The organism is Catellatospora methionotrophica (genome assembly GCF_011297335.1).
GTDB classification, from domain to species: domain Bacteria; phylum Actinomycetota; class Actinomycetes; order Mycobacteriales; family Micromonosporaceae; genus Catellatospora; species Catellatospora methionotrophica.
Window position 1 is genome coordinate 985,664 of record NZ_JAAOTJ010000001.1, and the last position, 16,523, is coordinate 1,002,186.

Consider the following 16,523-nt stretch of genomic DNA (forward strand, 5'->3'; position numbering starts at 1 on the left):
CACGTAAGCCAGGAACACCCCGACCTGCTGTCGACGTACGCGCTGGAGTACAGAGGCGCGCAGGAGTGAACGGGCTCTGTCGCTGATCTTGCGATGACTTAGTCAATCTTCCAAGATCTTTAGGTGCATGAGTCGTATGTGGACATTTGTCGCCGCACTTGCGGTTGGTGACCGTTGAACGAGTCCCGCTTGGTCCCCTGTGTGCGGCGCTAGGGTCACGACCGTGTGACTCGCGGCAGATGTGCGCGTCAGATCAGTGTCGGCAGATCTGGGATCACCAGGAAGTCAGTGACGTAACTGGTCACCTTGCCCTCGGCGGCATAGCCGATGAAGGTCGGGTAGATACCGTCGCCCCAGCCGGAGCTTACGGTGATCACGTTCGCTCCGGTGGGTTCATCGGTGAGGGCATCGACTGCGGCGGGTGCCGGAGGAACCTGTGCCGGGATGTAGACCTCGTCCAGTTGGTCGAACTCCCACGGGCAAGCGCCTGCACCGCCACCATGTCCGCCAGCGTGCCGACGCCCGCATCAACGGGATAGCCGAAGAACCCGTCCGCTCCCAGCTCGGCGGGGTCCTGCCCATCCGTTAGCGCCAGCTCCCAGCGCACCGCAGGCTGATCGGTGACAACGAGCTGGAGAGCGGCAGTGCGATCCTGCTTATCGCTCCCGCTCTGGTGTACCGCCGCGACCCATGCGCGCAACCGATACCGGCCGGGCGCAACCGCGACCGTGAACGGCATCGCTGCCACCGCGTCGACCAACGGATCACAGCCGACAACCTGACCGCTCGGCAACGCCACCATGCCCACCGCACGAGCCTCAACGACATATTCGACGTCGTCTCGAGTGATCCGAGCACCGTCAGCCAACACCGTGGCCAAGTCCGGCAGATACGGCATACACCCCTCCAGCTCTACCAGCACACCAGGCACTCTATGAACCAAGCGGCCATCGTAGTGCCAGCCGATTGGAACCTCCGCTGGCCGGCCACACTTGACGCACTGATCTCGGCATGGCCGCCCGGCTCGCCGCAGATGCGACGTCTCAGTGCCGGTGGTCGTTGACCTCTACCCAGCCACGGTTGCCAGCGGATAGCCGTACTCCTCCGCCTTCGCCCGGATGTAAGTCGGTTCGGCCTCGGGATTGAGTGCCCGAATTACCTCTTCACTGAGGGGCAGGAACGCAACGATGTGTTCGACCACTGACCGAACCAAGTCGACCTCGTGGACGTCTTCGGCGTACTCGAGGTACTTCCCCGCGATGTCGTCAAGGAGGATGTCCAGCAGCCAGGAGCCGTCCGGATTCACCTCGTCGTCGTCCGCAGGCGAGAAATCGATGTCATCTCCGGCTTGCCACTGCTCGTCGCCCGCACGGCGCCACAGGACGAAGCTGGCGTTCAGCGTGCCATCCGGATGACTGAAGGCGGGCTCGGAAACCTGGGACCGGAACACGTCCGGCAAGCCGTCGAGCAGGCCTGGCCACAGTTGCCCATCTGTGTAGGAGAACATCGAAGACTCGTGGTAGACGCCACGGATGAAGGCACCGTCGGCCGTGAAGACGATGTCGTACTCCTCGCCGCTGCCGTTGCGCATCGACGCCGCCTCGCCATTGCCCCACGCGCGGTTGTAGGTGTAGTAGTCGCCTCCGATGATCGCGTCAAGGACTGCCAACGCCTTGCATCGCTGCCGCAGCACCTCTATAGAGGGCATCTGCGCAGCGATGTCGTAGACAGTCACGCCAGCATCGTACGACCAGGCGTTCGGATGGGCGCGCCGCACTCATCGCGGCAAGACCGAATAGCCAATGCCAGGCCGCCATGCCGCTGCGTCGCACTCCTCTCGCGGCAGGGCGGACGTCTGCCTCCCAGCCCGCGAAGCGTCCGCGTCGCCGTGGCTTGGGTCAGTCCCGGCAGATCCGGAGATGTGGTGCGCTCGTCGTCGCCGGTGCGGCCCGATCTTCATGCGGTGGGCACTCTGTCCGGCGCCTGCATTGCCTGGGCCACTTGACCAGCGGCAAGATGCGCTTCCAGCCCACCAACTGGTCCCCCAGACGCAAGAAAGGCCGATCCCCTGACCGGGAACAGCCTTCTAACCTGCATATTTACCCTGTCGGGCTAGCCGGATTCGAACCGACGACCCCTTGACCCCCAGGGTTGTTGTGAGGGCCAGCGGTGTAATAGGCAACGTTTGCCGAGGTCGCCCGGCTCCGGGCCCGCCGCGTCTGCTGAGGGGGATGGTAGGCACCGACGGCCCGGTCGCGCCGGCGAACGGCCGGCGGTTACCAGGGCGGGGGTCTCGGACCCGACTGGCGGCACTGGTGTCCGCCGACGCACACGGCCAGGGCAGCCGCTGTCGTTCGAACGCATCCCGAGCCGCTATGGCGCCATACGGTCGCCGGCTGGCGATCGGAGTCCGGTGAGGCAGTGATCGAGGAGGTCGGGCACGTCCTGAGGGCGAAGGGCGTCGGCGCCGAGCAGCAGTCGATAGTAGACGGGGGCGTAGAGCAGCTCGACCATGGCCCGGGTGGGAATGTCGGCGCGTAACTGACCGACGGCTACGGCTGTGACCAGCCGTGCCTGGCACGCTCGGGTACGGGGTTCGATGATCGTTTCGAGGATGGCTGCGCCGATCGCCGGGGCGCTCTGCGCTTCGGCGATCACGCCGCGGAACACGACGCCGATGTCGCCGTTGAGCAGGTTGACCAGTTCGGTGATCTGGCCGCGCAGGTCGGCGACGACGTCTCCGGTGTCCGGGAAGTCGAGCGCCTCGCCGACGTGGTCGTTGATCGCGTCCAGCGCCAGGGCGCCTTTGGACGGCCACCAGCGGTAGATCGTCGTCTTGCCGACGCCGGCCGCCGCGGCGATGGCTTCGATGGTGACGTTGGCGTGGCCGTTGCGGGCGATCAGCTCGATGGTGGTGTCGAGGATGTTCCTGCGGGCCTGGGCGCTGCGCCGGTCCGGGTTCGGGGCGGGGGTCATGGCGCTGATCCTACCCCATCCACGATACGCAACGTTTCGCGTTGACAAGAATCGCCCACCGCCCCTACAGTCACCAACGCAACGATACGTAGCGTATCGCTACAATGAAAGGATCATCAATGCGCAAGATTGTCGCCAGCTACTTCATCTCCGTTGACGGCGTCGTCGAGTCCCCCCAGAGCTGGCACTTCCCGTACTTCAACAGCGAGATGGGCGCCGCGGTCGGCACCCAGATGGCCGAGTCCGACGCGCTGCTGCTGGGCCGCCGGACCTACGAGGAGTTCGCCGCCCATTGGTCCACGCAGGGCAGTGACGTCGAGTTCGCCGACCAGATCAACGGTACGACCAAGTACGTCGTGTCCCGCACGCTCAGCTCCGCCGACTGGCGCAACACCACGCTGCCGGGGGCCGACCCCGTCGGGCAGATCAGGCAACTCAGGGAGCAGCCCGGCAAGAACATCTCGGTCACCGGCAGCCCGACCCTGGCGCGCTGGCTGCTGGCCAACGATCTCCTCGACGAGATCTCCCTGCTCATCCACCCGATCGTCGTGGGCAAGGGCCAGCGGCTGTTCGACGGCGACCAGCAGCAGAGCCTCGCGCTGGTCCACTCGGCCACTTTCAGCACCGGCGTCGTGCACGCCACCTACCGCACCGTCTAGGAGGAATCATCATCGTGGACAGCTACCTCACCGCCCTGCCCGCAGCCCAGCGCGAGGTCACCGACACCCTCACCCCGCTGATCGACAGCGTGCTGCCCGGCCGCGGCGCGCTCTGGCACGGTCACCCGGTGTGGAGCCTGGGCCCGAAGCCAGGAAACACCCCGGTCGCCTACCTCAAGGCACACAGCACATACGTGACCTTCGGCCTGTGGCGTGGCCAGGAGATCTCCGACCCGTCCGGCCGCCTGCAGCCCGGCGCCCGAGCCATGGCGGCAGTCAAACTGCGCGCCCCTGCCGACATCGACCCCGCTCTGTTCACCGCCTGGCTCGACCAGGCCCTCGCCCTGGAGACCCGATGATCACCCTCAGCGCCATCGACCATGTCGTCCTGCGCGTCATCGACGCCGCCGCGATGGAAACCTTCTACCGCAACGTCCTCGGCTGCACGGTCGAGGACCGCCGCGAGGACGTCGGCCTGCTGCAGCTGCGCGCCGGCACGTCCCTCATCGACCTCGTCACCATCGACGGCCTTGGCAGTTGCACGGTCAACGGCCGCGCTCGTGGTCACGGCCGTGTGCCGTCGCTTCCGCCGCGGCCAGTGGGTGAAGCAACAGCAGGCCGACCCGCACCCGCCAGCGAATCCCGTCGCTGAGCTGTCGTTTGTCTCACTTCGGCGGCCGTCCTGGCTTGCGGCCCTTGGGCAGCAGCGGTTCAAGCGCCGCCCACTGCGCATCGGTCAGGTCCTGCCACCTCGCCGCCGGTATGGTGGCCACGTGGTAGCCGGTTTGCGTTCTTCTTCGTCGTTGGACGGTCTACCGGAGATCTCGCTTTATATCGATCAGCGACACGCCGCGTCTGCGGACTGGGCTGGTCACGGCCGCCCGTGACCTGGAGATTAGTGCGCCGTCCGGGAGCGGTGGGCGAACTTCGGCGTCGCCGCCGAGGACTACTTTGACTACGTAGGGTCCAGTCGGCTGCCTGATCCGCCTCGAAAGACGCCGCGACCGACATCGTGCGCACACTCCTGGCCGCTGCAGGCGGGGACAAACGATCTATCAACTGGCGGCTGGAGGGTCTGGAGCGGCGAACCGGATGTCCGCACATCAGCGACGAGATCTACTGGCCTGCCGGGCGATCCTGGACGGCCGAGGAGATCATCGAACACGTCGAGGCCTGTACGTCGATCGCCCTGTGATCTGCGGCGGGCGCGGACGGACCAGGGACCGGCGGCGGCGAGGTCGCCGCGCGCCGGGCACGCGCGGGTGGACGTATGCTGGCCGGCGGCGAAGGGAGCGCGGATGATCCGGGTGTTGCTGGCCGAGGACGTACGCGTGCTGCGGGAGGCGCTGGCGGAGCTGCTGGGCTTCGAGGACGACATCGAGGTCGTGGGGACCGTCGAGCGCGGCGACGAGGTCGTCGCGGCCGCGTTGCGGCACCGGCCAGATGTGGCCGTGGTCGACATCGAGATGCCGGGCCTCGACGGGATCGACGCCGCGTTGCAGTTGCAGCGCGAGCTGCCCACCTGCCGGACGTTGGTGTTGACCGGGGTGGGACGGCCGGCCAACCTGCGACGTGCAGTGCAGGCGCAGGTGGCCGGATTCATGCTCAAGGACTGCGGGCCGCGCGAGGTTGTCGACGCGATTCGCGCCGTGGCCGCTGGTGGGAGGGTCATCGACCCCCACCTGGCCTACGCGACGCTCGGTTCCGGCCGCAGCCCGCTGACCGAGCGGGAGACCGATGTGCTGCGGCTGACCGCTGCGGGAGCCACGCCGCGCGAGGTGGCCACGAAGTTGTTCCTCACCTACGGCACGGTCCGCAACTACCTGGCTTCAGCGGTGACCAAGCTCGACGCCAGGAACCGGGTCGACGCGATCAGGATCGCGGCCGAGGCCGGCTGGGTGTAGCCGACCACGCTGAGCGGGCCGCAACGGAACGTATGCGGTGAGCACGAAACCGTCGTGGTCGGACTCCGCACTGAGTCGACCGCAGGCGGCGGCGAGCCGGGCCCGCAGGTTGACCAACCCGGTTCCGGCGCCGGCGGCGGCGAGGCCGGGTTCACCGTCGTTGGTGACGCGCAGCCGTGCCGTCCCGTCCCGCGTGGTCAGCGTGATCTTGCAGGTGGTGGCGGTGGCGGTGTGGCGGACGACATTGGTGACCGCCTCCCGCACCACCGTGGCCAGCAGCGTGTCAATGTCGGCCGGCAGGGCGGCGGCGCCGACCGCCACCTCGGCGTGGATCCCCGACGCGTCGAGCAGGGAGCAGACCGCCCGGAGCTCTTCGGCGAGCCGGAGTTCCGGGGCGCCCGAGATTGCCGCCTGGATGTCCGCGAGCCCGCGCAGCGCAAGTGTGCCCAGCTCGCGGAACTCGTGCCGGGCCCGGACGGGGTCGGCGTCGACGAGCCGTGTGATCAGCTCGCATTTCAGGCCGATCGCCGTGATGCTCAACCCCAGCAGGTCGTGGACGTCCCGGGTGACCCGGAGACGTTCGCGGACCACCGCCAGCCGGGCCAGTCCGGCACTGGCCTGCGCGAGTTCGCGCGCCACCTCCGGCAGGCGGCAGTAGGCGTACGCCTGGATCAGTGCCCCGGTGAGGCTCGCGACCAGGTAGACGTGGTCCCCCACGGTTGCGCCGGACGGCAGAACCAGCAGCAGCTCCGCCGTCACGATCGCCAGGACACCGAACGACCACGGCCGACGCCACCGGTACAGCGCCGCCCCGGCCGCCAACGTGATCGTGGGGGCGAAATGCGGGCCGGTCAGCGCGACCGCCACCGCGAGGATCACCAGGTGCAGGGGCAGGGTCCACCGCCACCGGCGGGGTGGGCGACCGGTCACCTGAGGAGCACCGTGGTACATCTGCAGGATCGCGCACCCGGCCAGCGTCAGCAGCACGAGCACCCACCCCGCGAAGCTCGGCCGAACGTAGAACGCGAAGTTGACCAGCACCAGCAGCGCGCAGTTGACGGTCGTCGCCAGGGTGAACAACCAGGCCAGCCGCGGCGAGATCGTGGTCGACGGGAACGCGGAGGCGTCCGGGTCGGTCTGCCCGCCGGCAAGTTCCCGCCGCGTATCGATGATCGACCGTGCCGTGTGCGCCGCTCGCCGAGCGGTCACGGCGATCTCGGCCAGCCGGGCCCGTGCCTGCTCGCCGTCCAGGCCGAGCCGGCTCAGCCGAACCACCGAGGACAGGTCGGCGCCCAGCGTGACTCGCATCCGTTCGGCATTGTGGATGCGCTCCTCGGCCACCGCGAGGGCTGCGTAAGCGGCTCGTTCGGCTGTCAGGCGCCGGGTCACGTCGGTGAGCAGCAGCACGCCTAACAGGTTCGCCCCGACGAGCACGTCGATGACCAGCCTGCCGACCAGGGCGAGCCCGTCCGCGCCCACCCGGCCGAACACCGCGCTCAGGCCGACGTCGAGCGCGATCACCATGACGGCCGAGAGCCAGGAGATCCGGTGCGGCAGGGTGAACAGCACCGAGGCGACTACCGCTCCGGCGACCGGCCCCCACACCTCACCGATCAGGAGGTACGGGCCGAACGCCAGCAGCGCCTGCCCGGCCAGTGCCCACAGGTTCGCCCGCGGCGACAGCCGCCGTGCGCCGATGACCAGCACCGTCGCCGCGAGACCGCCGACCGCTGCCACGGCGATGAGGCCTGACAGTGCGGTGAGCCCCGATGGCCCGTACTCGCCGGAGAAGACGAATCCACTGCGAGCCACGAACCAGGCGGCAAGGGTGATGATCAATAGCGCCTGGGCCGTGGTGGCCCGTCGCCCCACTCCGCCTCCGTGACCTCGATAGAGTGCATATTGCATACGTCCGGCCCGCACCTGTCAACATGATGGGCGGCACTGTGCGCCAGGGGCCGGTGCGCTCGTGCACTGCCGCCGGCACCTGACACGGCGCAGGATCGGATCATGACGAACAACGCGGAGATCCGGCCGTACCGGATCGACATTCCCGAGGCCGATCTCGCCGACCTGCGGGCCCGCCTGGACCGGACGAGGTGGACCGATCCCGCGCCCGGACCCGGCTACGGGGTGGGTCTGGACGAGGTGCGCCGGCTCGTGGACCATTGGCGCTCCGGCTTCGACTGGCGCGCCCAGGAGGCGCGGATCAACCAGTATCCCCAGTTCACCACCGCTATCAACGGGCAGAACATCCACTTCCTGCACGTACGCTCGGCTGAGCCGGCGGCGATGCCGCTGATCCTCACCCACGGCTGGCCTGGATCAGTCGTGGAGTTCCTGGACCTGATCGGCTCGCTCACCGATCCGATCGCGCACGGTGGCGACGCGGCGGATGCGTTCCACCTGGTGATCCCGTCCCTGCCGGGTTTCGGCTTCTCCGGCCCGGCCACCGACACCGGCTGGGGCACCGAACGCACGGCCGCGGCCTGGTCGGAGCTGATGTCGCGCCTGGGATACGAGCGCTACGGAGCGCACGGCAACGACGCCGGCTCGATGATCTCGCCGCGGCTGGCCGCCCATGCCGGTGAGCGGGTCGTCGGCGTACACGTCATGCAGGTGTTCTCCTTCCCCTCCGGGGACGCTGCCGAATTCGCCGACATGTCCGATCAAGACATGGACCAGATGCAGCAGCTGCAATGGTTCATGGCCGCGAAGTTCTCGTTCAATCAGCTCCACTCGCAGCAGCCGCAGACCCTCGCCCACGCGCTGGCCGACTCACCGGCCGGCCTGCTCGGCTGGAACCTGCAGCTGATGGACGACGAAGCGATGGGCGGCACGCGCCTGGACGACGACTTCGTGGTGACCAACGCCGCCATCTACTGGCTCACCAACACCGCCGGTTCGTCGATCCGCTTCTACCACGAGGACGCAGACGCCGACCACGCGCCCGCTGAGCCGAGCACGTACCCCTTGGGCGTGGCCGGTTTCAGAGGCGACTTCACGGGCGTCCGGCGTTTCGCCGAGCGCGACCACAAGAACATCACACAGTGGCGCTTGTACGACGCTCCCGGCGGGCACTATGCCGCTCATCTGGAGCCGGAGCTGGTGGCCTCCGACATCCGGGAATTCTTCCGCGCCCTCCGCTGAGCGTCGGATCCACTGGCAGCGGTGGCGGAGCCCGTGTGGTCCGCCTCCGCAGCACCGCCACACGGGAATGTACAAAAAACGGGTCAGGTGCACATTCGGTGGTGACGGTCGGTAGCGAACATCTATGTTGGATACTCGCTCGGGTGTGAAGATGATCAAGTTGTCAGGGCGGTGTTCGCCGGGTTGGCGCCGCTGGTCCTGGAAGAGGTCGTCGACATAGGCGCGTGGATCAGGATCCGGGCACTCACGAGAGCCCATGCGTTGCCTTGCCCGGACTGCGGCGCAGCCAGTGGGCGTGTGCACGACTATCACGAGCGGACCGTGAACGACGTCTGCGTCGATGCGCGCCGGGTGACGATCGCGGCGACGGTGCGTCGGCTGGTCTGCCCGACGAACGGGTGTCGGCGAACGTTCCGTGAGAAGATCACCGCCTGAACGTACGGTGCCCTGTGGGGCGGCACGCCGAAAGGCGCGCCGCCCCGCAAACGCGTGAAAACCGGCATGCCCTCAGCGATCGTAGGCCGTGGATGGCACGATGGCAGCCTGGTGCTCGACCGCGGCACGCCTGGCCCTGGCCGGGCGATGTCGGTGGCGGGCCTGGTCAAGGTCGGTGACTCGCAGGCGGCGGCGCGGGCGGTCAACGCCTACGAGCTGATGCCGTGGGACGTGGCGCAGGTCGTCGGTGCGGTGACGCCGATGCTCGCGGTCGCCGTCGGGATCCGGCTGCTGGCCGGGTTGGCGAGACGGCTCGCCGCGGCCGTGACGCCGATCATGATTGTCGTGGTCGTCGCCGGGATCTCCTCGGCGTGGGCGCGGATCGTCCATCGACTGCGGCTGCTTCAGCAGCGGCGGTGCGCTGCCGATCGGGCAGAGTCCAGTGGACGTATTGCCTCTCACTCTTCTCGGGCACGCCGAAGCCGCCAGCCTGGACTCCAGGTGGACGGCTCCACGTCCGGCGGGACCCGGGGTTCGTCGCGACCGCCCGCTCAGCTACCGAGTATGTCCAGGGTCGGCAGCGCCGACGACGGGGCACGGCCGTCGGCGGCGAGGAGCAGTTCGACCTCTGCGGCGTCGGCCATGCCGAGCCGGCGATAGATCGCCAGGGCCTCCCGCAGTGCCTGCTCGCTGCGCGCGCCCTCGCCGAGGCTGCGGCATGCGACGCCGAGGTGGTGAAGGTCCAGCGCCTCCATCGAGTAGGCACGCAGCTCTCGGTGGATGACGAGCGCCTCGGTGAGCGACCGGGCGGCCTCGGCGTGGTCGCCGGCGGCCTGACATACCTGGCCGAGGTAGCTGAGCGCGGTCGCCTCGCCCCAGCGGTCCCCGATCTCGCGGCGGATCGCCAGTGCCGTGAGGAATAGCTTGCGGGCGGACTCCAGGTCACCGGCTTGCAGGTCCTCCTCGCCCAGGTTGCAGACGGTGATCGCTTCACCCCAGCGGTCGCCGACCTGGCGACGGATCGCCAGCGACGCCAGCAGGTAGCGCCGCGACTGTGCGATATCGCGCTGGTCGCCGCAGACCGCACCGAGCCCGTTGAGGGCCTGGGCCTCGCCGTGCCGGTCGCCGGTCTCCCGGCTGAGTTCCAGGGCCTGCTGGTGGCAGCGGGTCGCCTCGGCGAACCGCTGCCGTTCGCGATAGGCAGTGCCGAGGCTGCTCAGCATCGTGAACTCGGCCCGGCGGTCGCCACAGCCCCGAGCGCAGGCGAGCCCGATCGTGTGGGTGGCGATCCAGTCGTCCCAGTGCTTCTCCAGGTGGAACAGGCCCCAGAGCAGGTTGGCCAGACGCCATCCGATCTCGTACTCGCGGTGTTCCCAGCCGAGCCGGACCGCAGCGACGAGGTTGCCCCGCTCGACCTCGAACCAGGCGAGCGCTTCGTCGTGGTCGACAAACGCCGGCACCTCACCCGCCGTCGCCTCCTCACCCCATCCGGGGGTACGCCGGCGATGCGGCGCCACCAGCGCGTCGGCTGCCGCAGCCGCGCGCAGGTCGTAGGTGAGCAGCCGGCGGACGGCGAGCCGGCGGTCGCCGGCGGTGTCATGCGCCTCGGCCTGTTCCATGGCGTAGGCGCTGAGCAGGTCATGGAAGGCGTATCGCCCGGTGGCGTGCTCGCTGACGAGGTGTGCTCGGGACAGGTCGGTGAGCAGTTGCCGGGCCTGCCCGGCCGGGATCCCGGCGAGGCTTGCCGCGGCGGGCACCGTGATGTCCGGGCCTCGATGGAGTCCGAGCAGGCGAAAGAGGGCAGCGGCCCGTGTCGGCAGCCGCTGGTAGGACCAGGAGAAGACGGAGCGGACCTGACTGAACTGGTCGCCGCCGTCGACCGCGTCGAGGCGCCGCTGGGCGTCGGCGAGTTCGGCTGAGAAGGTGGCGAGCGGGAAGGTGGGGTGTGCGGCTGCTCGGGCCGCGATGATCGCCAGGGCCAGTGGCAGCAGGGCGCAGCGGGTGACGAGTTCGCTCACCGGGCCTGGTTCGGCCGCGATCCTGGCCGGGCCGAGGTGTCCGGCGAGTAGACGGCTCGCTTCGTCGGTGCTGAGCAGGTCGAGCGTGATCGGGTGTGCGCCTTCGACCGCGACGAGGCCGGTGAGCTGGTTGCGGCTGGTGACGACGACGAGGCAGCCGCTGCTGCCGGGAAGCAGGGGTCGGACCTGGTCGACGTGGCGGGCGTTGTCGAGCACGATCAGCATGCGGCGTTCGGCGACCAGGCTGCGGTAGAGGCTGGCCTGGGCGTCGAGACCGATCGGAATCTGGTCGGGCGGGATCGCGAAGGCGTCGAGGAAGCCGCGGATGGCCTCGGCCGTGGTGACCGGCTCGCGGGTCGGGTCGAACCCGCGCAGGTTGACGAACAGCTGGCCGTCGGGAAACCCGAGGGCTGCCCGGTGCGCCCACCGCACGGCCAGTGCGGTCTTGCCGATGCCGCCGGTGCCGTGGATCACCGCGATGACCACCGCGTCCTGGCCGGTGGCGTCGACGAGGCGGTCGAGCGTGGTGAGGGCGGCGTCGCGGCCGACGAAGTGCCGCACCGGGGCGGGCAGCTGCCGCAGGGCGGTCGGCCCGGCCGGCGCCGCCGCGACGACGGGGCTGGTCGGGGGCGGTGCGGTGGGCACGGTGTTGCGCAGGATGTTCGCGTGCAGGTCCTGCAGTTGCGGGCCGGGGTCTAGGCCCAGTTCGTCATGAAGGCGCCGTCGCAGCAGGTCGTAGGCGCGCAGGGCGTCGCTCTGCCGACCGGATCCGTGCAGGGCGCGCATCAGCAGGCCGACCATGATCTCCCGGAGGGGGTTCTCTGCGACGAGCTCGATCAGTTCCGAGACCACCTGATGGTGGCGGCCCTGGCGCAGTTCGAGGTCGAGGCAGTCCTCCACGATGGTGAGTCGCCGCTCGTTGAGGCGGGCGCTGCCGGCCTCGATGGCGCGGCCGGCGAGTCCGGCCAGCGCCGGGCCCTGCCACAGCGCCAGAGCGTCGCGGAGCTTCGCCGCCGCGTCGGCGATCCTGCCGACCGCCTGTTGTTGTTGGGCCTCGGCGACGCCCGCCTCGAAGACCTGCGCGTCGAGCTGTCCGGGATCGAGGTGGATGCGGTAGCCGGCCGGTTCCGCCGCGATGACGTGTTTCCAGTTGCCGGCGCCGGGCAGCCGTTGGCGCAGGGCGGAGATGCAGTTCTGCAGTTGCCGGGGTGCGGTGGCGGGCGGGGCGGTGTCCCAGACCGCGTCGATGAGGTAGTCGCGGCCCACGAGCTGGTTGGGTGCCAGCAGCAGTACGGCCAGGATCCGGCTCTGTCGTCGGTCGAGTGTGCACGGCTGCCCGTCCTGGCCCAGGACACGCAGTGCGCCAAGAATCCGGTATCTCACTGGTCCTCCACGGTGGTGCGCCGAGCGCTTCCGCAGGACATTCATGATAATGGATTCATTGAACTAGGTGTAGCCGCTGGTGCGGGTGAATTGCCAGTGAAGAAAACCGTGCGGTTTCGATGAAACGCCCCGGCCATGCTGCCTGCCATGAAGACGGTGATGGACGCGATCGCCACGGCGGCCGGCCGTGGCGGCACCGTGACGGTGGCGGGGATCGGATCCCGGCCCGACACCAGCCTGCCCTGGGCGCGGCTGCACGACCGGGCCCACCGGCTCGCCACCACGCTGGCCGCCCACCACATCGGTCCCGGCAGCCGGGTAGGCCTGCTCGGCGACACGAGCATCGGCCTGATCACGGCGATGCAGGCGATCTGGCTGCGCGGGGCCGCCTTCACCGTGCTGCCGGTCCCCGGCCTTACCGGACGCCGCACGCACCTGGCTCACCTGCGCGCCGTCACCGCGGACGCAGCCTTCGACCTGGTCATCGTGGACGACGACCTGACCTGGCTCGCCGACGAACTGCGGCCCGCCGTGGCGGTGCGGTCCCTGCAGACGCTGACCGCGACGCCCGCCCTGCCCGGCGAGGTCGTCCACCCCGGGCCGAACGCGCTGGCGGTGCTGCAGTACACGTCGGGTTCGACGAGCACTCCGCGCGGGGTGCCGGTGACGCATGGGAACCTCGCCGCCAACCTCGACGCGATCGAGGCGGCGCTGGGCCGCGATTCTCTCGACCCCGCGACCGCTTGCTGGCTGAGCTGGCTGCCGCTCTACCACGACATGGGCCTGATCGGCTTCCTGGCGCTGCCGATGTCGCGCGGCTGCCCGCTGGTGCTGCAGTCCCCCATCACCTTCGCCATGCGGCCGGCGAGCTGGTTGGAACGGCTCTCCCGGCACCGCGCCACGAGCACCGGGGCACCCAACTTCGCGTTCGGGCTGATGGCGCAGCTGCTGGAAGGCGAAACCGGCACCGACCTGAGCTCGGTGCGCCTCCTCTTCTCCGGCGGGGAGCCCATCGACGCGCCCACGATGTCCCGCTTCGCCGACGCCGCGGCGCGGCACGGGCTGGATCCCGGTGCCGTCGTCGGCGCCTACGGGCTCGCCGAATCGACTCTGGCGGTGACCTTCGCCCAGATCGGCAGGGGCGTCACCGTGGACGAGGTCGACCGGGAGACGCTGGAACGCGACGGCGTGGCGCTGCCCGCCTGCACCGGTCGGGCGACCCGGAGGCTGGTCCGGCTCGGCAATGCCGTGCCGGGAACCTCGCTGCGGATCGTCGACCCGGGAACCGGGCAGTCGGTTCCCGCACGCACCGTCGGCGAGGTCGAGGTGAGCGGACGATCAGTCGTCAGCGGCTACTGGGGCGAGCCGAGAAGGACCGGCGGCTGGCTGCGCACCGGCGATCTCGGTTACTTCGCCGACGGCGAGCTGGTCATCTGCGGCCGGGTCAAGGACGTGCTCTTCGCAGCCGGGCGCAACGTCTACCCGCAAGACGTCGAGGCGGTGGCGACCGGGGTGCCCGGCGTACGCCCCGGCGGTGCGGCGGCCTTCGCCATCCCCGCCGACCGAGGTGACCGGCTCGTCGTCGCGGTCGAGTCGCGGAACACCGACATCGAGTCACTACGCCGCGCGGTCACGGTCGCCGTCGCGGGCGAGACCGGCCTCGCCCCCGCCGAGGTGGTGATGGTCCGCCCCGGCCGTCTGCCCAAGACATCCTCCGGCAAACTGCGCCGCTCGGAGACCCGGCGCCGCTATCTCGCCGGCGAACTCACCGACGGCACCTCACCCTCACCAGATCGGAGCCTCCGATGACGACGGACATCGCGGCCGCCCCGCCGCGCGAGCGAGCCCGCGCCGACCTCGCGGCCCTGCTCGACGTGGACCTCACCGCCGTGCCGGACCGCGCGTCACTGCGCGACGGCCTGGCCCTGGACAGCCTGACGATGATGCGCGTGCTCACCTGGCTGGAGACGCGCGGCGTGCCGGTCATCGCCGAGGAACTGCTCCCCGCGACCGTGGGCGACCTGCTGTCGCGGCTGGACAGCCGCGGCGAGGGGCCGCGGCTGCGGATCGGCGGGCTGCCCGGGATACCCGAGCACCTGCGGGCGGCACCACCTCACGACCCGCTCGTGCCGGTGCTGGAGACCCGGGCGCTGCGGCTGACCCCGATCGTCGGCGAAGACCTGGGATTCCTCTACGCCCTCGCCGTCGAACCGGAGACCGGTTTCCGCTGGCGCTACCGGGGATCGATCCCGCAGTTGGAGCGGTTCCGGGCGGAGCTGTGGAACCAGGTGCTCCTGCAGTACGTGGTGCGCCGGGTCGCCGACGACACACCGGTCGGGCACGTGGTGGCCTACGGCGACGAGCTGAGCCTGCGGCATACCTACATCGGGGCGGTGTTCCACCCGAGCAGCGCGGGCACCGGACTGCCGGCCCAGGCCGTCTCGCTGTTCGTCCGGCATCTCTTCCACACGTTCCCCCTGCACAAGATCTACATGGAGGTGCCGGGGATGAACTGGCCGCAGGTGCAGAGCGGCCAGGGCAGCCTCTTTCAGGTCGAGGGGGTCCTTCGCGATCACGACTACTACGCCGGGCGCCTCTGGGACAAGTACATCTGCGCGATCTACCCCGCCGGTCGCGAGCCCGCGGCTTCCTGACCTCCGGCCGCCGTTGGCGCGGCGACCGGAGTCGGCCCCGCTAGGTGCAGCGGCCAACCGCGACCCACCGGGCAGGGCCCTCCCCCATCCACAAGCGTCGCTTCATCGGAGCGGCGCAGGAAGGAGATTCGATGAATCTCAACTGTAACCGCCACCGCGCGGTGATGGCCATGGCCGCGGCAGGGGTGCTCACCGCCCTGGCGACCAGCGCACCCGCCTTCGCCGCCCCGGACACCGAGACCAGCGAACCGCAGATCGCCGCTGGCGCCGCGAATGTGGTCGTCCCCCGTACCGGCCTCAACTCCGCCAGGGGCGACAAGGTCGTCGAGATGGCCTACCAGGAACTCAACAGCGATCGCACGATGGAGACCCCGATGGGCTCCAACTGCAACTACTACTCCTCGCTGTGGAACAAGCCCTGCCAGGCCTGGTGCGCCGACTTCATCAAGGTCGTCTGGAAGAACGCCGGTGTGTACGACTGGCAGCGGCTCGACTCCGAGGCCGGCACGACGGCCCGCTGGGCGCGTACCTACGGCCGGTGGCACCCGGGCACGGCCGGGATCATCCCTGGCGCCGCAGTGACCTACAACAGCTCGGGCGACCCCTTCGTCGACTCCGATCACGTCGGCACTTTCGTCGGCTGGGTCAACGGCTCACCGAAGGTGGTCTCCGGCAACTTCAACAACCAGGTGTACAAGCACAACCTGAGCTACGGCACGCCGATCGCCGGCTGGGCCGACCCCTCGTAGTGGACCACCGGGGCGCGCCCCGCACCGGGTGCGCCCCGTCTCTCGACCGTCTGGAGCTGACGACCGATGACCGCCTCGCCCGCCCGCCTCGCCGCCGTCTTGCTCACGCTCGCGATCGGCGGCTGCACCCCGGCCGTCCAGCCCGACGCGTCGGTGACGCCCAAGCCCGTGATCCGCGAGTCGGCGGAGGTCGACATCCCCGTGCCTGTACTCGGTGTCGGCGAGTCCTTCGGCGCCGACCTCCGAGGCGACGGCCACGCCACCATCACCGTCACCGCCGCCGAGGTCTCGGCGCTCTCACCGGACCGGGTGCGGCTCGTCGTCACGGTCGCGATCCTGCTCGACAAGGCCGGCGACCCGATCACCGGCGGGCCGGAGAACTTCCGCTTCCTCGATACGGCGCGTGCGTTCTACAAGGCCAAGACCAACACCGACATGTCTGGCCCGGCCCTGCCGTCGGTTCCACTGACCACGACCGGGCAGCGCAGCGGCGGCCGGTTCTTCTTCGACCTCCCGGCGACGTCGGCGCGAGGCGGATACCTCCAACTCATGACCGGCAACCTCGTCCACGCGATCTGGAAGATCTGACCGCCGC

The 16,523-nt window shown here is 69.6% G+C and carries 17 protein-coding genes and 1 pseudogene; 11 read left to right on the forward strand and 7 right to left on the reverse strand.

Annotated features, from left to right (window positions below):
* Positions 1 to 248: 248 nt before the first annotated feature.
* From HAV40_RS38790 to HAV40_RS04250, 4 genes are all read right to left on the reverse strand, one after another.
* On the reverse strand, positions 249 to 377 hold the full coding sequence (locus tag HAV40_RS38790; protein ID WP_275413498.1) for a DUF4241 domain-containing protein: 129 nt from the start codon (positions 375 to 377) through the stop codon (positions 249 to 251).
* Positions 374 to 922 carry a DUF4241 domain-containing protein gene (locus tag HAV40_RS38795; protein WP_275413499.1) on the reverse strand — a complete coding sequence of 183 codons (549 nt, stop codon included), beginning with the start codon at positions 920 to 922 and terminating at the stop codon, positions 374 to 376. Before HAV40_RS38795 ends, HAV40_RS38790 begins: the two co-directional genes overlap by 4 nt.
* A gap of 144 nt (positions 923 to 1,066) precedes the next feature.
* Positions 1,067 to 1,735: a hypothetical protein gene (locus tag HAV40_RS04245; protein WP_166379132.1), complete on the reverse strand. Its 669-nt coding sequence runs from the start codon at positions 1,733 to 1,735 to the stop codon at positions 1,067 to 1,069.
* 638 nt (positions 1,736 to 2,373) lie between these two features.
* Positions 2,374 to 2,976 (reverse strand): TetR/AcrR family transcriptional regulator, encoded by a 603-nt coding sequence (locus HAV40_RS04250; RefSeq protein WP_166379134.1) that lies wholly within the window; start codon positions 2,974 to 2,976, stop codon positions 2,374 to 2,376.
* A gap of 119 nt (positions 2,977 to 3,095) precedes the next feature.
* Between HAV40_RS04250 and HAV40_RS04255 the strand changes: the two genes are divergently transcribed.
* Genes HAV40_RS04255 through HAV40_RS04265 form a run of 3 tightly spaced genes read left to right on the forward strand, consistent with a single transcriptional unit; the run spans position 3,096 to position 4,287 of the window.
* Complete coding sequence (locus HAV40_RS04255; protein WP_166379136.1) at positions 3,096 to 3,635, forward strand: dihydrofolate reductase family protein; 540 nt, start codon at positions 3,096 to 3,098, stop codon at positions 3,633 to 3,635.
* 14 nt (positions 3,636 to 3,649) lie between these two features.
* Positions 3,650 to 3,994: a DUF1801 domain-containing protein gene (locus HAV40_RS04260; protein ID WP_239086718.1), complete on the forward strand. Its 345-nt coding sequence runs from the start codon at positions 3,650 to 3,652 to the stop codon at positions 3,992 to 3,994.
* Positions 3,991 to 4,287, forward strand: coding sequence for a VOC family protein (locus HAV40_RS04265; RefSeq protein ID WP_166379138.1), 297 nt, complete (start codon positions 3,991 to 3,993; stop codon positions 4,285 to 4,287). The genes HAV40_RS04260 and HAV40_RS04265 overlap by 4 nt, the downstream gene beginning before the upstream one ends.
* A gap of 16 nt (positions 4,288 to 4,303) precedes the next feature.
* On the opposite strand, the pseudogene HAV40_RS39140 reads toward HAV40_RS04265, so the two are convergent.
* A pseudogene (locus tag HAV40_RS39140) lies at positions 4,304 to 4,408 on the reverse strand (transposase); the annotation flags it as partial.
* A gap of 525 nt (positions 4,409 to 4,933) precedes the next feature.
* On the opposite strand from HAV40_RS39140, the gene HAV40_RS04270 reads away from it, so the two are divergent.
* Positions 4,934 to 5,539, forward strand: coding sequence for a response regulator transcription factor (locus HAV40_RS04270; protein WP_166379140.1), 606 nt, complete (start codon positions 4,934 to 4,936; stop codon positions 5,537 to 5,539).
* Here the strand turns inward: HAV40_RS04270 and HAV40_RS04275 are convergent.
* The gene (locus HAV40_RS04275; RefSeq protein ID WP_166379142.1) at positions 5,465 to 7,411 is read right to left on the reverse strand and encodes a sensor histidine kinase; all 1,947 of its coding nucleotides are present in this window, start codon (positions 7,409 to 7,411) and stop codon (positions 5,465 to 5,467) included. The genes HAV40_RS04270 and HAV40_RS04275 overlap by 75 nt on opposite strands.
* A 138-nt stretch (positions 7,412 to 7,549) precedes the next feature.
* On the opposite strand from HAV40_RS04275, the gene HAV40_RS04280 reads away from it, so the two are divergent.
* From HAV40_RS04280 to HAV40_RS39065, 3 genes are all read left to right on the forward strand, one after another.
* Positions 7,550 to 8,689, forward strand: coding sequence for an epoxide hydrolase family protein (locus HAV40_RS04280; protein ID WP_166379144.1), 1,140 nt, complete (start codon positions 7,550 to 7,552; stop codon positions 8,687 to 8,689).
* A gap of 321 nt (positions 8,690 to 9,010) precedes the next feature.
* Positions 9,011 to 9,124 (forward strand): hypothetical protein, encoded by a 114-nt coding sequence (locus HAV40_RS38290; protein WP_239086722.1) that lies wholly within the window; start codon positions 9,011 to 9,013, stop codon positions 9,122 to 9,124.
* A gap of 147 nt (positions 9,125 to 9,271) precedes the next feature.
* Positions 9,272 to 9,784, forward strand: coding sequence for a MauE/DoxX family redox-associated membrane protein (locus HAV40_RS39065; RefSeq protein WP_338076409.1), 513 nt, complete (start codon positions 9,272 to 9,274; stop codon positions 9,782 to 9,784).
* Here the strand turns inward: HAV40_RS39065 and HAV40_RS04290 are convergent.
* The gene (locus HAV40_RS04290) at positions 9,676 to 12,525 is read right to left on the reverse strand and encodes an AfsR/SARP family transcriptional regulator (protein WP_166379148.1); all 2,850 of its coding nucleotides are present in this window, start codon (positions 12,523 to 12,525) and stop codon (positions 9,676 to 9,678) included. The genes HAV40_RS39065 and HAV40_RS04290 overlap by 109 nt on opposite strands.
* Positions 12,526 to 12,672: 147 nt before the next feature.
* Between HAV40_RS04290 and HAV40_RS04295 the strand changes: the two genes are divergently transcribed.
* The 4 genes from HAV40_RS04295 to HAV40_RS04310 all read left to right on the forward strand — a co-directional run bounded on the left by HAV40_RS04295 (position 12,673) and on the right by HAV40_RS04310 (position 16,516).
* Positions 12,673 to 14,334, forward strand: coding sequence for a fatty acyl-AMP ligase (locus HAV40_RS04295; protein WP_166379150.1), 1,662 nt, complete (start codon positions 12,673 to 12,675; stop codon positions 14,332 to 14,334).
* Positions 14,331 to 15,179, forward strand: coding sequence for an acetyltransferase (locus tag HAV40_RS04300; protein WP_166379152.1), 849 nt, complete (start codon positions 14,331 to 14,333; stop codon positions 15,177 to 15,179). Before HAV40_RS04295 ends, HAV40_RS04300 begins: the two co-directional genes overlap by 4 nt.
* A gap of 131 nt (positions 15,180 to 15,310) precedes the next feature.
* On the forward strand, positions 15,311 to 15,928 hold the full coding sequence (locus tag HAV40_RS04305) for a hypothetical protein (protein ID WP_166379154.1): 618 nt from the start codon (positions 15,311 to 15,313) through the stop codon (positions 15,926 to 15,928).
* A 66-nt stretch (positions 15,929 to 15,994) separates the two neighbouring features.
* Positions 15,995 to 16,516 (forward strand): hypothetical protein, encoded by a 522-nt coding sequence (locus HAV40_RS04310; protein ID WP_166379156.1) that lies wholly within the window; start codon positions 15,995 to 15,997, stop codon positions 16,514 to 16,516.
* The last annotated feature ends 7 nt before the right edge of the window (positions 16,517 to 16,523 follow it).